Annotated in this window: 16 protein-coding genes and 1 pseudogene; 8 read left to right on the forward strand and 9 right to left on the reverse strand. The window is 58.0% G+C overall.

Going from position 1 to position 20,910, the window contains the following annotated elements; all coding sequences use genetic code 11:
* Positions 1–271: 271 nt before the first annotated feature.
* The 5 genes from pcaR (at position 272) to AO277_RS20490 (ending at position 5,664) form a co-directional block, all read left to right on the forward strand.
* A complete protein-coding gene (pcaR, locus tag AO277_RS20470; RefSeq protein WP_003363842.1) occupies positions 272–1,114 on the forward strand; it encodes a pca regulon transcriptional regulator PcaR in 843 nt (280 codons plus the stop codon).
* Between the two features lie 200 nt (positions 1,115–1,314).
* Complete coding sequence (locus AO277_RS20475; protein WP_044318699.1) at positions 1,315–2,172, forward strand: CoA transferase subunit A; 858 nt, start codon at positions 1,315–1,317, stop codon at positions 2,170–2,172.
* On the forward strand, positions 2,169–2,951 hold the full coding sequence (locus AO277_RS20480; RefSeq protein WP_172456555.1) for a CoA-transferase subunit beta: 783 nt from the start codon (positions 2,169–2,171) through the stop codon (positions 2,949–2,951). The genes AO277_RS20475 and AO277_RS20480 overlap by 4 nt, the downstream gene beginning before the upstream one ends.
* Complete coding sequence (gene pcaF / locus AO277_RS20485; protein WP_180273457.1) at positions 2,948–4,150, forward strand: 3-oxoadipyl-CoA thiolase; 1,203 nt, start codon at positions 2,948–2,950, stop codon at positions 4,148–4,150. The genes AO277_RS20480 and pcaF overlap by 4 nt, the downstream gene beginning before the upstream one ends.
* Before the next feature lie 212 nt (positions 4,151–4,362).
* A complete protein-coding gene (locus AO277_RS20490; protein WP_002554962.1) occupies positions 4,363–5,664 on the forward strand; it encodes an MFS family transporter in 1,302 nt (433 codons plus the stop codon).
* 66 nt (positions 5,665–5,730) lie between these two features.
* Here AO277_RS20490 and AO277_RS20495 read toward each other — a convergent pair whose 3' ends face one another.
* From AO277_RS20495 to AO277_RS20505, 3 genes are all read right to left on the reverse strand, one after another.
* Entirely contained in the window at positions 5,731–7,191 is a 1,461-nt protein-coding gene (locus AO277_RS20495) for an AdeC/AdeK/OprM family multidrug efflux complex outer membrane factor (protein ID WP_044318692.1), read from the reverse strand.
* Entirely contained in the window at positions 7,188–10,286 is a 3,099-nt protein-coding gene (locus AO277_RS20500) for an efflux RND transporter permease subunit (protein ID WP_099259106.1), read from the reverse strand. The genes AO277_RS20495 and AO277_RS20500 overlap by 4 nt, the downstream gene beginning before the upstream one ends.
* Before the next feature lie 3 nt (positions 10,287–10,289).
* Positions 10,290–11,450, reverse strand: coding sequence for an efflux RND transporter periplasmic adaptor subunit (locus tag AO277_RS20505; RefSeq protein WP_044318691.1), 1,161 nt, complete (start codon positions 11,448–11,450; stop codon positions 10,290–10,292).
* Positions 11,451–11,705: 255 nt separating this feature from the next.
* Between AO277_RS20505 and pmeR the strand changes: the two genes are divergently transcribed.
* Together pmeR and AO277_RS20520 are read left to right on the forward strand one after the other, a co-directional pair.
* The gene (gene pmeR / locus AO277_RS20510) at positions 11,706–12,350 is read left to right on the forward strand and encodes an auxin-lysine conjugate-binding transcriptional regulator PmeR (RefSeq protein WP_002554958.1); all 645 of its coding nucleotides are present in this window, start codon (positions 11,706–11,708) and stop codon (positions 12,348–12,350) included.
* A 480-nt stretch (positions 12,351–12,830) separates the two neighbouring features.
* Positions 12,831–13,964 (forward strand): DUF3396 domain-containing protein, encoded by a 1,134-nt coding sequence (locus AO277_RS20520; RefSeq protein ID WP_004664026.1) that lies wholly within the window; start codon positions 12,831–12,833, stop codon positions 13,962–13,964.
* A gap of 14 nt (positions 13,965–13,978) precedes the next feature.
* On the opposite strand, the pseudogene AO277_RS20525 reads toward AO277_RS20520, so the two are convergent.
* Both AO277_RS20525 and AO277_RS28615 read right to left on the reverse strand, forming a co-directional pair.
* Positions 13,979–15,476: pseudogene (locus AO277_RS20525) on the reverse strand (MDR family MFS transporter).
* 127 nt (positions 15,477–15,603) lie between these two features.
* Positions 15,604–15,774 carry a hypothetical protein gene (locus tag AO277_RS28615; RefSeq protein WP_004664028.1) on the reverse strand — a complete coding sequence of 57 codons (171 nt, stop codon included), beginning with the start codon at positions 15,772–15,774 and terminating at the stop codon, positions 15,604–15,606.
* Between the two features lie 168 nt (positions 15,775–15,942).
* On the opposite strand from AO277_RS28615, the gene AO277_RS20530 reads away from it, so the two are divergent.
* Positions 15,943–16,182 carry a hypothetical protein gene (locus AO277_RS20530; protein ID WP_002554955.1) on the forward strand — a complete coding sequence of 80 codons (240 nt, stop codon included), beginning with the start codon at positions 15,943–15,945 and terminating at the stop codon, positions 16,180–16,182.
* On the opposite strand, the gene AO277_RS20535 is transcribed toward AO277_RS20530, so the two are convergent.
* The 4 genes from AO277_RS20535 to AO277_RS20550 all read right to left on the reverse strand — a co-directional run bounded on the left by AO277_RS20535 (position 16,183) and on the right by AO277_RS20550 (position 20,910).
* Positions 16,183–16,806 (reverse strand): flavin reductase family protein, encoded by a 624-nt coding sequence (locus AO277_RS20535; RefSeq protein WP_044318690.1) that lies wholly within the window; start codon positions 16,804–16,806, stop codon positions 16,183–16,185.
* Positions 16,807–16,945: 139 nt separating this feature from the next.
* Positions 16,946–17,341: a hypothetical protein gene (locus AO277_RS20540; RefSeq protein WP_044318689.1), complete on the reverse strand. Its 396-nt coding sequence runs from the start codon at positions 17,339–17,341 to the stop codon at positions 16,946–16,948.
* Between the two features lie 425 nt (positions 17,342–17,766).
* Positions 17,767–19,092, reverse strand: a complete 1,326-nt coding sequence (locus AO277_RS20545; protein WP_044318688.1) for an MFS transporter — start codon at positions 19,090–19,092, stop codon at positions 17,767–17,769.
* Between the two features lie 183 nt (positions 19,093–19,275).
* Positions 19,276–20,910 (reverse strand): J domain-containing protein, encoded by a 1,635-nt coding sequence (locus AO277_RS20550; protein ID WP_044318698.1) that lies wholly within the window; start codon positions 20,908–20,910, stop codon positions 19,276–19,278.

Consider the following 20,910-nt stretch of genomic DNA (forward strand, 5'->3'; position numbering starts at 1 on the left):
GGGTCTGCTTGCGCTTAGCGGCGTATTCGGCATCGGCGAAGGTCATTTGATTCATCATCGAAAAGCTCGGCGATTGGTGCCCGGAGATTTTGCCAAATCAGGAAGTCTTTTTCAGGATTTCCCTAAAGGTATAAGTATATTTACGGCGGGTCAATTGCGATTATCGGCCACCTGTTCGATAATCGCACAAGCAGAGGCTGTCTTCACTGCTTCCAATAGACCTGAAACCTGCGCTCCACAGGGGCTGAAGGGAGTTACAGAGGGTGTGTCAATGAACGATGAACTGCGTAAATCTTTTGCCTCATTGGCACCGCCCATCGTGGCGTCACCCGCAAAGCGCATTCAGGCGCTGACCGGCGACCCGGATTTCATGACTTCGCTGGCGCGCGGGCTTGCCGTTATTCATGCTTTTCAGGAGCGCAAGCGGCACCTGACCATTGCACAGATCAGCCACCGGACGGAAATCCCCCGCGCTGCGGTACGTCGTTGTCTGCACACGTTGATCAAGCTGGGTTACGCGACCACCGATGGCCGTACGTACTCGCTGCTGCCCAAAGTGCTGACCCTGGGCCACGCCTATCTGTCATCGACGCCTCTGGCGACCTCTTCGCAGCCGTATCTGGACCGTATGAGCGATCAGTTGCACGAGGCATGCAACATGGCCACGCTGGAAGGTGACGACATCCTTTATATAGCGCGCTCGGCGACCACGCAGCGATTGATCTCGGTCGACCTCTCGGTGGGCGGCCGCCTTCCGGCATATTGCACGTCCATGGGCCGAATTCTGCTGGCCGCGCTGGATGATGTGTCGTTGCATGAATACCTTGATCATGTCGATCTGCAGCCCAAGACCAGTCGTACCATTCGCACGCCGGAAGCGCTGCTCGAGTGTCTGCAACTGGTTCGTCAACAAGGCTGGTGTATTGTCGATCAGGAACTGGAGCAGGGGCTGCGCTCGATTGCCGTGCCGGTCTATGATGCGTCGGGCCAGGTGCTGGCTGCGCTGAATGTCAGTACCAGCGCCGGGCGTGTGGCACGCAGCGAGCTGGAACAGCGCTTTTTGCCGATCATGCTCGATGCCAGTCGCGACCTGAGTACGCAGCTGTTTACCTGACCTTGTTTGCCTGGGTATGGTTAAACGGGCCTGGTTATCCGAGCTCGTGAGCGATTGTTAGTTAGCTGAATTTGTTCGGTTACCGAACGGTTAGTCGATTATCGGATTGTCTGCCTGTCTGCTCAGGCATAACCTCATTTTCATTCCGGCGCAGGTCTTCGCGCTGTTCATTGAACGTGATGTTGGGTTCGGAGCACCTCATGGCATACATTCTTTCTCTACGCGATGCGGTGAAGCAACTGGTCAACGATGGCGACATCGTTGCGTTGGAAGGCTTCACGCATTTGATCCCCACGGCCGCTGGTCATGAAATTATCCGTCAGGGTAAAAAAGACCTGACCCTTGTGCGCATGACGCCTGACCTGATCTACGACCAGTTGATCGGTGCTGGTTGTGCGAAGCGTCTGATTTTTTCGTGGGGCGGCAACCCCGGCGTCGGTTCTCTACACCGTCTGCGTGATGCGGTTGAAAAGCAATGGCCGCGCGCGATGGAAATCGAAGAGCACAGCCATGCCGACCTCGCCAACGCCTACGTGGCTGGTGCGTCGGGCCTGCCGGTCGCAGTGCTGCGCGCCTACGCCGGGTCCGACCTGCCCAAGGTCAACCCGCTGATCAAGACGGTAACCTGCCCGTTTACCGGTGAGGTGCTGGCGGCTGTGCCATCGGTACGCCCGGATGTGACTGTTATACATGCGCAGAAAGCCGAACGCAAAGGCAACGTGCTGCTGTGGGGGATTCTCGGCGCGCAGAAAGAGGCCGCGCTGGCTGCGAAGCGATGCATTGTGACGGTGGAAGAAATTGTCGATGACCTGCAAGCGCCGATGAATTCCTGTGTACTGCCGACCTGGGCATTGAGCGCCGTGTGCCTGGTGCCCGGTGGTGCTCACCCCTCCTATGCGCACGGCTATTACGAGCGTGACAACCCGTTCTACCAGGCCTGGGACCCGATTGCCCGGGACCGTGAAACCTTCACCGCGTGGATTGACGAATATATCCACGGCACCGCAGATTTCAGTGAATTCCAGAGCAAGCTGGCTCGCGCTTCGGAGGCCAAATAATGACTTACTCCACCAGTGAAATGATGACCGTTGCAGCAGCCCGTCGTCTGCGTAATGGCTCGGTGTGCTTCGTTGGCATCGGTCTGCCCTCCAAGGCTGCGAACCTGGCGCGTCTGACATCAGCACCCGACGTGGTGCTGATCTACGAGTCCGGCCCGATTGGCGCCAAACCTACCGTGTTACCGCTTTCGATTGGCGATGGCGAGTTGGCGGAAACCGCCGACACGGTGGTGTCCACCAGCGAAATCTTTCGTTACTGGCTGCAGGGCGGGCGCGTCGACGTCGGCTTTCTCGGCGCAGCGCAGGTGGACCGCTTCGGCAACATCAACACCACCGTTGTCGGTGATTATCATCATCCCAAAGTGCGCTTGCCGGGTGCCGGTGGCGCGCCGGAAATCGCCGGTTCGGCCAAGTCAGTGCTGATCATTCTCAAGCAGTCGGCGCGTTCGTTCGTCAACAAGCTGGACTTCATTACCTCGGTCGGCCACGGCGAGGGCGGCGATTCGCGCAAGCGCCTGGGGCTGCCCGGTGCAGGCCCGGTGGGGATCATTACCGACCTGTGCATCATGGAGCCGGAAACTGACACCAACGAGTTCGTTGTGACCACGCTGCACCCTGGCGTGACCCGCGAGCAGGTGATTGCTGCCACGGGCTGGGAGATCCGCTTTGCCGACACAGTGGTCGTTTCCGAAGAGCCTACCGAGGTCGAGCTGACGGCGCTGCGTGATCTGGAAGCCCGGACTGCCGCCGCTCATGGTCAGGTTGCAGGAGAAGCGTGATGCGTGAAGTATTTATTTGCGATGCGATTCGCACACCCATCGGTCGCTTTGGCGGGGGGCTGTCTTCGGTGCGTGCCGACGACCTGGCCGCGGTGCCGATCAAGGCACTGATGGAGCGCAACCCATCGGTCAACTGGGAAGAGATCGACGAAGTATTCTTCGGCTGTGCCAACCAGGCCGGTGAGGACAACCGCAACGTTGCCCGCATGGCTGCGCTGTTGGCGGGGCTGCCGGAAAGCGTGCCGGGGGTGACCCTCAATCGCCTGTGTGCTTCCGGGATGGACGCCATCGGCACCGCGTTCCGTGCCATCGCTTCCGGCGAAATCGAACTGGCAATTGCCGGTGGCGTTGAGTCGATGTCCCGTGCGCCGTTCGTGATGGGCAAGGCTGATGCAGCGTTCTCGCGCAACATGAAGCTGGAAGACACCACCATCGGCTGGCGCTTCATCAACCCGGCGATGAAAGCGCAGTACGGCGTGGACTCAATGCCCGAGACAGGCGACAACGTTGCAACCGACTTCAAGATTTCTCGAGCCGATCAGGACGCTTTCGCCCTGCGCAGCCAGCAGCGCACTGCCGTTGCCCAGGCTGCGGGCTTTTTCGAGGAAGAGATCGTGCCGGTACGGGTTGCGCACAAAAAAGGCGAAACCATCGTCGACAAGGACGAGCATCCGCGCAGCGATACCAGCCTGGAAACCCTGAGCAAACTCAAGCCAGTCAACGGCGCGGACAAAACTGTCACCGCAGGTAATGCCTCCGGGGTCAACGACGGGGCTGCTGCATTGATTCTGGCTTCGGCCGACGCTGTTAAAAAGCACGGCCTGACGCCACGCGCCCGTGTACTGGGCATGGCCAGTGCAGCGGTTGCGCCTCGGGTGATGGGCATTGGCCCGGTGCCTGCGGTACGCAAGCTGGTCGAGCGGCTGGGTCTGGCGGTGACTGATTTCGACGTCATCGAGCTCAACGAAGCCTTCGCCAGCCAGGGTCTGGCAGTTCTGCGCGAACTGGGCCTGGCGGACGACGCACCGCAGGTCAACCCGAACGGCGGGGCTATTGCGCTCGGCCATCCACTGGGCATGAGCGGCGCGCGGCTGGTGCTGACGGCGTTGCACCACTTGGAAAAAACCGGGGGGCGCAAAGGCCTGGCAACCATGTGCGTCGGCGTAGGGCAGGGCCTTGCGCTGGCCATCGAGCGGTAAGCGCTCCCGTTTCAACCTGTTGTCCAGCAACCCGGATCGTTTGTCTGCCTCCACGAAAAGGCGGGCCGATGATCCGGGTTGTTGTTCGTCCGGGCACTGGATGTTCAACCCTGCCGATTTTTCCTGGTGGCTGAATTGCTCTGACTTATTGTGCTCGATTAAAGACGGTGTTACAGATTGTTTCTTATGGACAGTTCTGCTTGGGGAAAATAATGACTACAACATCAAAAGCACCGCATTACACCGGCGAGGAGCGAAGCAAAAGAATTTTCGCCATTGTCGGTGCTTCATCCGGCAACCTGGTCGAATGGTTCGACTTTTATATCTACGCCTTCTGCGCGATCTATTTCGCACCTGCCTTTTTTCCTTCTGATGATCCGACGGTACAGTTGCTCAACACCGCAGGCGTGTTTGCTGCTGGTTTTCTGATGCGCCCGATTGGCGGCTGGTTGTTTGGCCGTGTGGCGGACAAGCATGGCCGCAAGAACTCCATGCTGATATCGGTCACCATGATGTGCGCGGGATCGCTGATCATCGCTTGCTTGCCAACCTACGCTTCGATCGGTGCCTGGGCACCGGCCTTGCTGCTCATGGCGCGCCTGCTTCAAGGCCTGTCGGTGGGCGGTGAATATGGCACCACGGCCACTTACATGAGTGAAGTGGCCTTGCGCGGGCAGCGCGGTTTTTATGCCTCGTTCCAGTACGTCACCCTGATCGGCGGTCAGTTGCTTGCCGTATTGACAGTGGTCATCCTCCAGCAGTTTCTGACCACCGAAGAGCTGCGTGACTACGGCTGGCGTATCCCGTTCGTGATCGGTGCGGCCGCCGCTGTCATTGCCTTGTTGCTGCGTCGCACACTCAATGAAACCACTACCGCCGAAAGCCGTCAGGACAAAGACGCAGGCAGTATTGCCGCACTGTTCAAGCATCATGCAGCGGCCTTCATCACCGTGCTGGGCTACACCGCCGGGGGGTCGCTGATTTTCTACACCTTCACGACCTACATGCAGAAATACCTGGTCAACACCGGAGGCATGGAAGCCAAGACCGCCAGCTACATCATGACCGGCGCGCTGTTTCTGTACATGTGCATGCAGCCGTTTTTCGGCATGCTGGCGGACCGCATCGGTCGTCGTAATTCGATGTTGTGGTTCGGCGCGCTGGGTACACTGTGCACGGTGCCGATTCTGATTACTCTGAAAACCACCACCAACCCGTTCATTGCCTTTGCGCTGATTACCCTGGCGTTGGCAATTGTCAGCTTTTACACCTCGATAAGCGGGCTGGTCAAAGCCGAGATGTTTCCGCCTCAGGTCCGCGCACTGGGTGTCGGGCTGGCTTATGCGGTAGCCAACGCAGTGTTCGGCGGTTCTGCCGAATTTGTCGCACTGAAACTCAAAAGTGCCGGGATGGAAAACAGCTTCTACTGGTACGTGACCGTAATGATGGCTGTGGCCTTTCTGTTCAGTCTGCGCCTGCCCAAAGAGCCCAAGTACCTGCATCAGGATCATTGATCGCAGGCTTGTTTCGGCCACAAAAAAACCACCTGATCAGGTGGTTTTTTTGTGTGCCGCTTTAAATCAGAACAGCTGAACCGAAGGCTTCTCTTTGGAGATGGTTTCGGTCTGCCCGGTTCTTTCGTACCAGCCGCCGCCGAGGGCCTTGTACAGGTTGACCTCGCTGGTCAGCTGCGACAGACGATCGGTGATCAGCGTTTGTTGCGCGCTGAACAACGAGCGCTGGGCGTCGAGGAAGGTCAGGTTGCTGTCGATACCGATCCGGTAGCGACGCTCGGCCAGACGGTAGTAGTCCTGGTTGGCCGCGACGAAGTCACGTTGCGCCTGGAGCTGCTCGTCGTAGGTCTTGCGTGAAGCCAGGCCGTCAGACACTTCCTGGAAGGCGGTTTGAATCGCCTTCTCGTAGTTGGCGACGCTGATTTCTTTCTGGATTTTCGAGTAGTCCAGGCTGGCGCGCAGGTTGCCGGCGTTGAAGATCGGGATGTTGATGCTTGGCTGGAACAGCCATGCACCCGATCCGCCCTTGAACAGGCCGGACAGCTCGCTGCTGCTGGTTCCGGCACTGGCCGTCAGGCTGATGCTGGGGAAGAACGCTGCGCGTGCTGCGCCAATGTTGGCGTTGGCTGCCTTGAGCGTATGCTCGGCCTCCAGAATGTCCGGACGACGCTGCAGCAGGTCGGACGGCAGGCCAGCCGGCATTTCGGTCAGCATGTCGGAATCCGGCAAGTGGCTGGCCGGCAGGTTGTCAGGCAGGCTGGTGCCGAGCAGCAGAACCAGACTGTTCTGATCCTGTGCAACCAGACGCTCGTACTGAGCCAGTTTGGCACGCGCGCTTTCGACGGCGGTGCGTGACTGGCTCAGGTCCAGGGCCGAGGAAACACCGACTTCATTGCTGCGCGAGGTCAGGCGATAGCTTTCTTCGTAGGTCTTGAGGGTGTCCTGCGTCAGCTTGAGCAGTTCCTTGTCGGCCTGCCAGGTCATGTAGGCATTGGCGACGCTGGCCACCAGACTGATCTGGGTGCTGCGACGCGCTTCTTCGCTGGAGAAGTAAGTCTCCAGCGCCTGCTCGCTGAGGCTGCGCACCCGGCCAAAGAGGTCCAGCTCGTACGAGCTGACACCCAGCGTTGCCGAATAGCTGCTGGTGATGCCTGCTTGACCGGTTTGCGACTGGTCGGCTGGCACGCGTTGACGAGTACCGCTACCTGTCGCCGAAACAGCAGGGAACAGGTCCGAGCGCTGAATACGGTACTGGGCACGGTAAGCGTCAATGTTCAGTGCCGCGACCCGCAGGTCGCGGTTGTTGAGCAGTGCAGTCTGAATCAGCTGTTGCAGCGCCGGATCATTGAAGAAGTGCCGCCAGCCTTGCTCCGCGGCAGCCATTTTGGCGCCTTCGACCGGCGAGTACGCCGGCCCTTGCGGATATTGAGCGGCGACCGGTGCTTCCGGCTGCTTGTACTCGGGGATCAAAGAGCAGCCGCCGAGAATGAACGCGGTAACTGCAAGAGAGATCAATGACTTGCTCATTGGCCAGCCTCATCGTGTGAAATATGTTTCTTCTTGCTCTTGAAGAGCCCTGAAACCGAGACAAAGAACAGGGGCACCCAGAAGATCGCCAGGATAACGGCGGTGATCATACCGCCAATTACACCAGTACCGATCGAATGTTGACTACCTGAACCTGCGCCCGTGGAGATTGCCAGCGGCACAACGCCGAGGATAAACGCCATGGACGTCATGATAATCGGGCGCAGACGCATGCGGCACGCCTCGATTGCCGAGTCGACCAGGCTCTTGCCCTGTTCGTGCAGCTCTTTGGCGAACTCGACGATCAGAATGGCGTTCTTCGCCGCCAGACCCACCGTCACCAGCAAGCCCACCTGGAAGAACACGTCGTTGGACAGGCCACGCAGGCTGGTTGCCATCAGTGCACCGATAACCCCCAGCGGCACCACGAGGATGACCGCGATCGGGATCGACCAGCTTTCATACAGCGCCGCCAGACACAGGAACACCACCAGCAACGACAGCGCGTAGAGGGCAGGGGCCTGCGAGCCGGACAAACGTTCCTCGTAGGACAGACCGGTCCACGAAATGCCGATACCTTGCGGCAGTTTCTTGGCCAGGGCTTCTACCTCGGCCATCGCCTCGCCGCTGCTGTAACCCGGGGCAGGAGTACCGAGCACTTCCTCTGCTGCCACGCCGTTGTAGCGCGACAGTTTCGGTGAGCCGTAGGTCCATTTGCCGCTGGCGAAGGCCGAGAACGGCACCATTTCACCCGAGCTGTTGCGCACGTACCACTTCTTGAGGTCTTCAGGCGTCATACGGGCACCCGCATCGCCCTGGATGTACACCTTCTTCACACGGCCACGGTCGATGAAGTCATTGACGTAGCTGCCGCCCAACGCGATGGACAGTGTGTTGTTGATGTCCGAGAGGGTAATGCCCAGCGCACTGGCGCGTTCGTCGTCGATGATCAACTGGTATTGCGGTTCGTCATTCAGCCCGTTCGGACGCACGCCTGCGAGAATCTTGCTCTGCGCTGCCATGCCGAGGAACTGGTTACGCGCCTCCATCAGTTTGTCGTGACCCACGCCGCCCTGATCCTGCAGGTAAACGTCGAAACCTGTGGCGTTACCCAGCTCGAGAACAGACGGTGGAACGACCGCGAACACCATTGCGTCGCGCAGGCTGAAGAAATAGCCCTGAGCGCGCTTGGCCAGTTCGAAGACGCTGTTGTTGGAATCACGTTCTTCCCACGGCTTGAGCATGACGAACGCAATCGCCGAGCTTTGACCGCGGCCCGCAAAGTTGAAGCCGTTTACCGAGAACACCGACTTCACTGCACCGCTTTCCTTGGTCAGCAGGTATTCACGCATGTTGTCGATGACTTCCTGCGTACGCTCGGTAGAGGAACCTGCCGGGGTCTGGATCTGGGCAAAGATGACGCCCTGATCTTCTTCCGGAAGGAACGCGGCCGGGATACGCATGAACATCCAGACCATGCCTGCGCAGATCAGGATATAGCCCAGATACGCCGGCCATTTGTGCTTGAGCATGTTGCCGACGCCACGTTCGTAGCTCAGAACGCTGCGGTCAAAGGTGCGGTTGAACCAGCCGAAGAAACCACGTTTTGGCTGGCCGTGCTTCTCGTGATCGATAGGCTTGAGCATGGTGGCGCACAGCGCCGGGGTGAAGATCAGGGCGACAACCACCGACAGGGCCATGGCCGAGACGATGGTAATCGAGAACTGTTTGTAGATCACCCCGGTAGAGCNCACCAGCGCAATACCGACCAGCGCACCCTGGATCTGGGTCATGGATTTGATCGTGGCGTCGCGCGGGGAGAGCTTTTCCTCCTCCATGACCCGCTCGACGTTTTCTACCACCACAATCGCATCGTCCACCAGCAAGCCGATGGCCAGCACCATACCGAACATGGTCAGGGTGTTGATGGTGAAGCCGAATGCCGCGAGGATGCCGAACGTACCCAGCAATACTACCGGTACGGTCATGGTCGTGATGACCGTGGCGCGGAAGTTTTGCAGGAACAGGTACATTACCAGGAACACCAGCACGATCGCTTCGATCAGGGTGTGCACCACACCATTGATCGATTCGCTGACCACTGGCGTGGTGTCATACGGGTACACGACTTTCATGCCTGGCGGGAAGAACGGCTCCAGCGACGAAACGGTCGCGCGAATAGCCTTGGCGGTGTCCAGTGCGTTGGCACCGGTCGCGAGTTTGATTGCCAGACCCGATGCCGGTTTACCGTCGAACTGCGAGTCGGTGCTGTAGTTCTCTGCGCCCAGGCCGACAGTCGCGACGTCCTTGAGGCGAACCTGCGAGCCGTCGGTGTTGACCTTGAGGAAGATGTTGCCGAACTGCTCGGCGGTCTGCAGACGCGTCTTGCCGATGATCGTGGCGTTCAGCTGCTGGCCGCTGATGGACGGCAGGCCACCCAACTGGCCGGACGATACCTGGACGTTCTGCGCGGTGATCGCGTTTTTCACGTCCACCGGAGTCAGCTGGAAGTTGTTCAGCTTTGCCGGGTCCAGCCAGATACGCATGGCGTACTGCGAACCGAACACCTGGAAGTCACCCACACCGGAGGTCCGGGAAATCGGGTCCTGCATGTTCGACACGATGTAGTTGGCCAGGTCTTCCTTGCCCATGCTGCCGTCTTCGGACACCAGACCGATAACCATCAGGAAGTTCTTCACTGCCTTGGTCACGCGGATGCCCTGTTGCTGCACTTCCTGTGGCAACAGCGGGGTCGCGAGGTTGAGCTTGTTCTGCACCTGAACCTGCGCCGTGTCAGGGTTGGTACCCTGATTGAAGGTCGCGGTAATGGTCATGCTGCCGTCGGAGTTACTTTCCGAGCTCACATAACGCAGGTTGTCGATACCGTTGAGCTGTTGCTCGATCACCTGCACCACAGTGTCCTGCACCGTCTGGGCAGAAGCGCCCGGATAGGTGACCTGGATACCGATGGCTGGCGGTGCGATGCTCGGGTACTGGTTGATCGGCAGGCTGGAAATCGACAGCGCACCGACCAGCATGATCACGAGGGCAATAACCCAGGCAAAAATGGGTCGATCAATAAAGAATTTCGACATGGGTTACTCCCCTTTGCTGCCTGCGGCTTTATCAGTGGCCGGGGCAGGTGCCGGGTTTGCTCCTTTGACGTTGGTCGCTTCGGCGACTTTCACTTCGGCGCCTGGTTTGACGTACTGCAAGCCTTCGGTAATGACCCGATCACCTTCTTTCAGGCCGTCTTCGATCAGCCAGTCGCTGCCCACGGTGCGGTTGGCCACCAGCGTACGCATTTCAACCTTGTTGTCCTGGTTGACGATCATGGCGGTCGGCGTGCCTTTCAGGTCGCGGGTCACGCCTTGCTGCGGTGCCAGAATGGCTTTCGCACTGACGCCAGCCTGCAATTGCGCGTGGACGAACATGCCAGGCAACAAGCGATGTTCCGGGTTCGGGAACACGGCGCGCAAGGTGACCGAGCCTGTGGTCTGGTCAACCGATACTTCGGAGAATTCCAGCTTGCCTTCCTGGCCATAGACGCTGTTGTCTTCCAGCGTCAGCTTGACCTTGGCCGCGTTGTCGCCGGCTTTCTGCAGCTTGCCGCTTTCCAGGTCATTGCGCAGCTTGAGCATGTCGGCAGACGACTGAACCACATCCACGTAGATCGGGTCGAGCTGATGGATGGTTGCCATTGCTTCGGTCTGGGCGCTGCTGACCAGCGCGCCTTCGGTCACTGCGGAGCGGCCGATACGACCTGAAATAGGTGCCAGCACCTTGGTGTAGCGCAGGTTGATCTGGGCGGTCTGCAAGGCGGCCTGAGCTTCCTGCGTCGATGCCTGGGCGGTGTCGTATTCCTGACGGCTTACCGCTTGATCGCTGACCAGTTGCTTGTAGCGATCAGACATCGACTTGGCAGACTGCAGAGTCGCCTTGGCGCTGTTGGCATTGGCCTCATAGACAGCCGGGTCGATCTGATAGAGCTGCTGACCGGCTTTGACGTCGCCACCTTCGGTAAACAGACGTTTGAGAATGATGCCGTTGACCTGAGGGCGTACCTCGGCGACGCGGAATGCGGTGGTCCGGCCTGGCAGCTCGGTGGTCAGGGTATAGGGCTGTGCTTTGAGGGTAACGACGCCGACCTGAGGGGTTTGCGCAGGCGGGGCCGCCTGTTCCTTCTTGCTACAGCCACTGAGCAGGGTTGCCAGGGCGACGGCAGTGACCAGAACGGTAACAGCTGGCTTGAATTGCATGAAGATCCTCGGGGCAGGAGCCTGTTGTCTCAACAGTACGTTGAAGTGTTAAAAAATATTTCGGCTAGATAAGTAGCATGCTAAGGAATATACTTACATTCGCGGCTGTTTGTAAACACCCGCTGTGCGCATTCGGCCACTATTCACAGTGCCGACAGCCAATTCGGGACAAGGCGAGACAAATGCCGCCCGGTCATATCTCCAGGCCTGCCACCAGACGCATGCCTGAGGTAAATTTTTTGAGGTTTTATTGCCATGGTTCGTCGCACCAAAGAGGAAGCTCAGATCACTCGCAGCCAGATTCTGGAGGCTGCCGAGCAGGCTTTTTATGAGCGAGGCGTCGCCCGCACCACGCTGGCTGACATCGCAACCCTTGCTGGTGTGACGCGAGGAGCCATTTACTGGCACTTCAACAATAAGGCCGATCTGGTCCAGGCAATGCTCGACAGTCTTCAGGAACCACTCGATGAAATGGCACAGGCCAGTCAGAGCGAAGAGGAAGAAGACCCACTGGGCTGTATGAGAAATCTTTTGATTCATTTGTTTCATGAGCTCGCACTGGACCCGAAAACCCGTCGCATCAATGAAATCCTGTTTCACAAATGCGAGTTTACTGACGAGATGTGTGATTTTCGTCGTCAGCGCCAGGACAACGCCATACAGTGCCACGACCGGATCACCCTGGGGCTGAACAATGCCGTACGTCAGGGGCAACTTCCAAAAGATCTCGACACGGCCCGTGCCGCAGTCGCCCTGTTTTCTTACGTAAACGGCATCATTTATCAATGGCTGCTGGTTCCAGACAGCTTTTCATTGCCGGCAGAGGCCGAGCAACTGGTTGATGTGTGTCTGGACATGCTGCGCTTCAGCCCTACGCTAAGAATCAGCAAGGCTTCCTGACGGAGATGACAGGTCGTAGCGCCTGCCGGTTCGGTCGGGCCGTTGTCTTTCCCACAAAGCCTAACTCCAATTCTTGCTTTTTATACAGTGTGTTTACTGACTGTTTACCCGTCCTCATCGATTGCCCCCGCCGGTTGCCGCCGATCAGACCTTGATCCGACAAAATATTGTAGGAGGCAGGTAGGACATTTCCTGATACATGTAGCTGATTTCCCAAAGTAATTTCCGAGTATTGCCCCGCGGGAAAACTCCCTTCACTCTTCGCTTCCGGAAAGATCAGAAGAGAGGAAGGTTGCATGTTTTTGCCGAATCTTGCGCCTATGTGCCTTGAAGTCATCGCCAGATCCGCTGAAGTGTACGAGCGTGGACAGGGCCGTGACTTGCATGAGCGCAGGTCTGTGTCGGGCGTGATCGAAACATGCAAAGGGCATGCAGGCGTTAGCGTAAATCCGCGTCTCTCGATCAAAGGGAGGGCGGAGCATGTCGGACACTACAACTGATGCTGTGAGGCTACTGGCCGGAGTCGCGCAGCAATCCGAACGGGTCGCCATGGATTCTGAATTGGGGACGCCCGTCATTCGACTTGGGTTGATCACCACGCTGTATTTCCGCAATGGCCACACGCTGGAGATGAAGCGTCGGGTCGAAGCCTGCTTTTCGCGCTTCTATGACGCGTTCAAGCCGAAACTCAAATGGCAGCTGTTCAAGCGTATGCGTCGCTTGAGCGCATCGGGTTTTGCATCGACCCGGCGTCAGGTTGTCGAAAGCCTCCCGGACGAGCAGTTCATCTGGTCTATCGCCAGTGCGACCCAGGCCGAGGTCGCCATGTACAGCCTGTTTGTCATGAACACCCCGCAGGGGCAGGCCGATAACGATCGCTCTTGTCTGAAAATGGTATTGCCCTGGTCCTGCCTGACCGAGCCCGACGGTTTGAAGAACTACGAGGCCTGGATCCGCTATCTAAGCAGCGAAGTGCAGGCCGAGCATGGCTTTGGCGGGCTCGCCTGTGTACTGCCTTGCGATGGTCATCAGTATTTACCCTGGGAGTATCGACTGGCTCAGGACTACATAGGGTTGATGGTCGATCCCGGTCCGCACATTGAAAGCCTGCGTTTGCTGGACCGTATAAAGGGCGTCAGTTGGTACACGGTGCTGGGCGAAGGGTTTGTCAGGCAGCTGGGAGGGAGCGACAGATTGCGGGGCGAGATGAGCGCGCACAGCGACATCGTGTTCCATAGCTATCGCAACGGGTTGATCATTCGGGCGGGTGCGGTGCCTGAATTGGGTGGTCGAGGCCTGCCACCGCCGCAACCCTATGTGACGGTCAACCGGATGATCAAACCGGTTCGCCTGCAGGACACCGGCAACCTTCATCCCTACCTTGCTCCCGGTATCGGCTTTACCGAGGAAACCACTGCGCAATGGTATGCGCGATTTGATGAAAAACCGCTGCCGCCAGTTGATGCGGGGCAGGCATGCCCTCGATCAGGCTGCTGGTTCAGCAGCGCACAGTTTGGCTCGCGTCGACATTTCGACGAAGGTGAACTCATGCCGGCGTTCAACCATATAAAAAGCAAGAAAACCCAGTGGTTTTGGGCCGGCATGCCTTCCTGATTCAGCGCGTCGAGCTAATCCCGGCCTCGCAATAGCGTATTGGGCATTGCTACGGCTGCGGCAAGGCCGAGCAGCGAAATGGCCGCACTGGTGATCAGCAGGTTTCTGAAGGTCAGCGCCAGTTCGGCTCGCAGTGTTTCCAGTGCCGGTCCGGTTGCTGCATTAAGGCTGTCGAGCAGGACATTACCGGAGCTGCCTTCGCCACCCAGTGCTCCCGAGCCGAGCAGGCCGACACCGGTATGCTGCAACATAGCCAATAGCAGCGCCGACATCAATGCCACGCCTACTGCACCCCCCCAGCGAGCGGAACAGATTGGTTGTGCTGGTGGCCACGCCCATATCCCTTGGCTGAACCGAGTTTTGGGTGCCGACCAATGAGGTGGGGAACTGCATGCCGGTGGCGATGCCGGTAAGGACCATGAACAGGCTCATCGCTATCAGCGATTGGGGAGGCGTAAAGGCCATGCCCAGAATCGCGATGGGCATCAGCAACGCCCCGGTCAGAATAAGCGGTTTCTAGCGCCCGGTTTGCGCGGTGCGTCGCCCGGCGAAATAGGCACCCATCGGCATGCCGATCGCCAGCGGAAGCAGGTGCAGGGCGGCACTGTCTGCACCGCCACCGGTGACGGTCTGGTAACGCAACGGCATCAGGACAATCAGGGAAATAGCCTGAAAACTGGTAAAGAACACCGTGCACCAGCAAAGCACGGCACTTTTATTGGTGAACAGGTGCATGGGCAACAGGGGCTCGGCGGCACGGCGTTCGTACCAGACGAAAATGCCCAGCGTCAGCAGGGCGGTGCCCAGTAACAACTGAACCTCGAAATCGCCCAGACCATGCCCCTGCCCAATTTCGGTAATTCCCAGCAGCAGCGCGGTCAGGCCGATGATCATCAGCACCGTACCCAGGTAGTCGATAATCGGTTTGCGCTGCGGCACTGGCAGGCCGACCAGGGTTCGATATGCGACGATCAGCGCGGCTGCTCCCAAGGGCAGATTAATCAGGAACACCCAGCGCCAGGACAGGTATTCGGTCATCAAGCCGCCCAAGACCGGGCCTGCGACGCTGGCCACGGCGTACATGCTGCTGAAGTAGCCTTGGTAGCGGCCCCGCTCACGAGGCGGAACAATGTCGGCGATGATTGCCTGGCTTACCGAAACCATACCGCCTGCACCGATGCCTTGAAGGACGCGCGCCAGCACCAGTTGTTCCATGCTCTGCGCCATGCCACAGAACAGCGAGGCGAGGGTGAAAAGCCCCAAGCCGAACAGCATCAGTTTACGCCGTCCGTAAAGATCGCCCAGCTTGCCGTAGATCGGCACTGCAACGGTCAGTGAAACCATATACGCGGAAATGACCCACGCCAGCAGATCGATGTCCCTGAACTGGGCGGAAATGGCAGGCATCGAAACAGCAACGATGGTCTGATCCAGAGCGCTGAGCAATACCGCCATCATCAACGCGAACAGAATGCTGCGAATGGCCGGAGGCGTTTGAGTAAGACTGGTCAAGGCAAAACCTGATGGCAGTGTTGACCCGCCGCAAGTGAGGCGGGAGAGTCTGACCAGTCTAATCCGATAGCTTGCTAATCGATAGCTGCCTTTGCTGAACGATGACGCAATTCACGCTACACAAGCGTCATCGCAAGGCGCTGAAGGTTGCGTCGGTCGGCACGCAATGGCCAAACGTGCAACTGGCGACCTGTGGGGCCTGACGAGCCAGCTCGTTACGATAGGCCCCTGCGGTGTATACCGCCAGGACCGCTAGAGCACCGACGACAACCATGCATTTTCTTGTTCTGACTTTCATGACGCACTCCTTACCTCGGCTACAGAGCAGTTTGAAAGAACTGATTAAAGTGTAGGACAAGGTTGGAGTTTGCGTCGGTAGTCATCATCTGCGTTTGCTGCGTGACGAATGCCCTGGAAGACGCGTTAGAATTCGCGCTTTGATTTATGAGCAGGGTGGTCCATACGCATGGCACGCAAGGAATACAACGGGTTTGAAGTGGTGTCGGCAGTCATTCCTTCCGAGCAGGGGTACAACGCGGCAATTGCCATCAAGGCGCTGGGTGCAGGCGGAGCGCCGCGCTTTCATGCGCTGCTGCCGGATCAGAAATTCAAGACCGCCGATGATGCCGACCTGGCCGCTGTACAGGAGCTGCAGCGGCTGATCGACATTGATGCCGAGGGCGAGCCTGTATGGGGCGATTCCTGATCAGGCGCCTGGGCGAAACATCTTGAACAGCGCTTCCGGCCCAAGCTGGAAGTAATCTGCAGGACCGCCGCCACGCAGGATCGACTCGGCGGCTGCGGTGTCATAAACACCGTCCTTGAGCAGGGATTTCTCGATGTGTACGGCTACCACTTCGCCCAGAATCAGCCAGCTGGGCACCAGTTCCTGGTCGGCGCGTTGCAATTGAATGATCTGCGTGACTTTGCATTCAAACGACACCGGCGTCTCAAGCACACGTGGGACCGAGACGATATGAGAGGCCAGCGGCGTGAGGTTGGCCAGTTCGAACTCGCTGACATCCGGCGCTACCGGAGCACAGCTCTTGTTCATGGCTTCGGCCAGCGAGCGGGTCGCAAGATTCCAGACAAACTCACCGGTCTGCTCGATGTTATTCAGACTGTCCTTGCGACCAACGCTACAGAACCCAATGATGGGGGGCACGTAGTTGAAGGCATTGAAGAAACTGTAGGGTGCCAGATTCAATTTGCCGTTGGCATCCTGCGATGAAATCCAGCCGATCGGGCGTGGGCCTACAATCGCGTTGAACGGGTCATGCGGCAGGCCGTGACCCTTGGACGGCTCGTAGGAGTGAATAGCGTCTGACATGCTTGATTCCTGATGGGCTCTATAGGGTGCGGACATAGTGCTGCGCATTTGCAGAGGATGCCAGAGTAGCGTGTATTTCAGCCTGCGCCAGACATGAAGAAGCCCGACATCGGCCGGGCTTGGGGTGTTGCGTGGACTATCAGCCCAGACGATTGGCGCCGACGTGGTCTGCGCCATCAGCGGCCAGGCGGTTGGCACCGACGTGGTCTGCGCCATCGGCAGCCTGACGGTTTGCACCGACACGGTCCGCGCCATCAGAGGCCAGACGGTTGGCACCGACGTGGTCTGCACCATCGGCAGCCTGACGATTTGGACCGACACGGTCTGCACCATCGGCAGCCTGACGATTTGGACCGACACGGTCTGCGCCGTCAGCAGCTACGCGAATTGAACCGACGTTAGTGTGTTTGGTGCCGCCTTCAGCAACGATGGTCGAGCGGGACATATCGCTTTGAATAGTTGTGACTGGAAGTGCAAAGGCGCTGGAAGCCAGAACAGAGAAAGCCAGGCCGAAGATCAATTTAGTGGTTTTCATGATGATGTCTCCAATGAGTGTCGGGTGAGTTGTCATCCCGGTATGGAGGCAATGCTACGCGCCAGCGGATTATTAAGAAGTTAATCGGATTGCTAGCGACCATCGCTGAAAATGATAGTTGGCTGTAATGCTCTGATTTCGGGCTTTGTGGGCGATATTGCATTATTGAAGTGCATGTTTTGAAAAATCTTGTAATAAAGCCTCTTGACAAAATGGAAGTGTAATTTTTTCAATGTCTTATCGCTGATTGGTCTCGAAAGTGTGCACTGTATTGAAACACTTTGTAGCAAGTGCTCATGTCGCTCCAGGGGGCATTGATGGCAGTTGTATCGATGTAACCGATATTGATGTTCCTCACACCGGTGTGGAAACGGCACGCCAACTCAGGCGTTGGCATGCCACTCAAGCGGGTTAATGAAGGGGGATCAATCTGTCTCGATCCGCGAATGTTTGCGCGTGTCTTTCATGAAGACATACACCAGCAGCGAACAGGCGATGCAAGCGGTTACGTACCAGTAGTAGCCGGTTTCCATGCCGATGCTCTTGAACCACAGTGCGATGTATTCCGCAGTACCACCGAAAATCGACACCGTCAGTGCGTATGGAAGGCCGACACCCAGCGCACGGATCTCGGTCGGAAACAGCTCGGCCTTGACCACTGCGTTGATCGATGTGTAACCGCTGACGATGATCAGCGCCGCCATGATCAGGAAGAACGCGCCCCACCAGGTCTGAATGGTATGCAGCGTGGTCAGGATCGGTACGGTACACAGCGTTCCCAGTACGCCAAACGCAATCAGGATCGGACGCCGCCCGACCTTGTCGGACAGGGCGCCAATCACCGGCTGCAACAGCATGAACAGAAACAGCGTCGCGGCTGATATCGAGGTCGAGTCGGTGATGCTCATGCCGACGGTGTTGACCAGATACTTCTGCATATACGTGGTGTAGGTATAGAAAGCCAGGGTCCCGCCCATCGTCAGACCGACTACGGTCATCAGTTCCTTGGGATGACGCATCAATGTGCGCATCAGGCTTTCCTTGGCCTTTTCCTTTTTCTTGCGGGTGAACGACTCGGTTTCTTCCATGCCACGACGCAGAAACAGCGCGACGACTGCACACAGGGCACCGATGACAAACGAGATACGCCAGCCCCAGGCATACAGTTGCTCGGTGGTCAGCGTCTGCTGCAGCACGATCAACACGCCCAGCGCGATGAGTTGGCCGGAAATCAGCGTGACGTACTGGAAGCTGGAAAAGAAGCCGCGACGTTCCTTGGTGGCCATTTCGCTGAGGTAGGTAGCCGAGGTGCCATATTCACCCCCGACAGACAGGCCCTGCAGTAGTCGGGCGAACACCAGCAGGATCGGGGCACCGACGCCGATGCTCTCATAGCCCGGGGTCAGGGCAATGATCAGCGAGCCGAAACACATCAGCAGCACCGATGCCATCAGCGCAGCCTTGCGCCCCTTGTAGTCAGCGTAAAGCCCCATCAGCCAGCCACCGATAGGCCGCATCAGAAAGCCGACGGCAAAAATCGCGGCCGTGTTGAGTAACTGTGCGGTGGTGTCGCCCTTGGGGAAGAACGCTTTGGCGAAGTACAGCGAGAAAGCGGCGTAGACGTACCAGTCGTACCACTCGACCATGTTACCGACCGAGCCGCTGAAAATGGATTTTAAACGGCTGGAAGTGGTTTTTTGGCCGGCAGCAGTAGCAGCCGACCCACGGGAGGCGGGATTGGAAGTTTCCATGGTGTTCCTTGTTTTTCATTATTTTTGGAAGGAGGCATTGGCTGCCCTGCCTGTGACATAGCAGGAGCTGTGCCACACCATGAGAGCCTGTTCTAGAGCGGTTGCGAGATTTTGATGAGCGAGAATCCGCTTATCTGTACAAAATAGATAAGCGGATTCTTGCCGATGGGTGCTCAAGCGAGGTTAGTGACCGCGTGCCGGCCCGAACACAATCACGCCCACGACGAAAGCGAGCATCAGACCCAGAACGATCATGATTGCCTTGAAGGTATTTCTGACGCAGAAGGCTTTTACGCTATCCCAGCCTCCGGTTCTGATGGAGATGGCGTCCTGAAAACCTGAAATCCGGTAGGGCGACAGCACGATCCATAGCAGCAGGACAGCGCCATACAGCGCTGCCAGTACGGGCCCTTTCTGTACACAGATATAGCCTAGCGTGACGATAGGAATACCGTTGCGCAGCGCCAGCGCCTGATAACCGGGCCAGCTCAGGTAATCGGGCAGCAAGCGCGCACTCCAGCGCGTATCCACCGGCTTGATACGCTCAGCGAAAGGGCGCCAGAACGACATGAATATATGGATGACAAGCAAGAGGAAAATCGGCGCGGTCAGCGCAAGGCCAGCTATTTCGTACCAAGTGGCGTTGCTGCCGGAAGGGTCCAGTGATGCCGTCGTGAAGATCGTCAATACGCCGAAAAAATAGGCCCTGAGATTGAAATTGGATGACACCTGCTCAGGCAATTTACGCCAGGATTGTACGTCGGCGTCCGGGAATTCTTGTATGGCATCCGGGAATCGGTGAGTGAGGTCGGACGCCAGTTTTTCGCAGGCTTGCCACAGCTCTTGATTACCGTGCCTTGCCAGTCGCAGCCTTTCATCCAGGGGTGGTGGTTGCAGAAGAAGACGCGCAGCCATGGTCTCGGGACTGTCTTGTGAGGCTTCGAGCAGTTTCTGCTGACGTGCGACGAATGCCTTCTTTTCACAACGCTGGACCAGATTCATCCACAGGGAAAGCGGCCCTGCATACACGTCATGTTTCTGATCCCAGGCAAAAAGGCTGCTCACGCGTTCGAACAGGGCAGGGGACCAGTCATGGTTGTTGAGCAGCAGTGTCATGGTCCACTGTTCAAGTTGCTCCTGGCGATCAAATGATGTCAGCCATGGCTGCTGCCGGAGTGCCTTGAGCGTATCGAGAAAGGCACGTTCCTCGTTGTTTTCGAGCATGGCATGAAATGACTCAAGCGAGCTGTCCAGCAGTGCCTGAGTCAGCCGATGCGCCTGATGAGTCCTGAGCTGTACTTTTTGCCAGGGTGTCAGCCAATGCAGTTGTTCGACGGCGGCCTTGATCAGCGCCTGATTGTTCTCCGGGTCCAGCAGGCAACGCCGGGCCAGATGTTGCTGGAAGAGCTCATCGCAGCCTTGATCCTGGGCTATCTGACGTTGTGAGTGCAGGTTTTCCGGTGTGGTCTGACTGGCTTGCTCATACCAGCTCAACTCTACTGCCGGGCGGGCAGGAGGCTCGGCCATGTCGAATGCGGGGTGTACCTGTCGATGGTCCGGTCGGACTACCAATACAGGCTCATCAAGGGGCAGCGATTCGAGGGGCTGGCCAGCATTTGACCAGACGTCACTGCCCTCATCATCGTCTTCGGCACGATTTCTTGCCCAGTCCAGAGCCTGCTCGTAAGCATCGCGCAGCGCCTGAAAGGCAGCCGGGTCGTCGTCGGGACGCGTGGTTTTCAACAGCCTGGCGTATTGGCGCTTGATGCTGCGCTCGTCGGCATCATGGCCCAGATCCAGTACGCTCCAGCAATCCAT

The organism is Pseudomonas amygdali (assembly GCF_002699855.1).
GTDB lineage: Bacteria > Pseudomonadota > Gammaproteobacteria > Pseudomonadales > Pseudomonadaceae > Aquipseudomonas > Aquipseudomonas amygdali.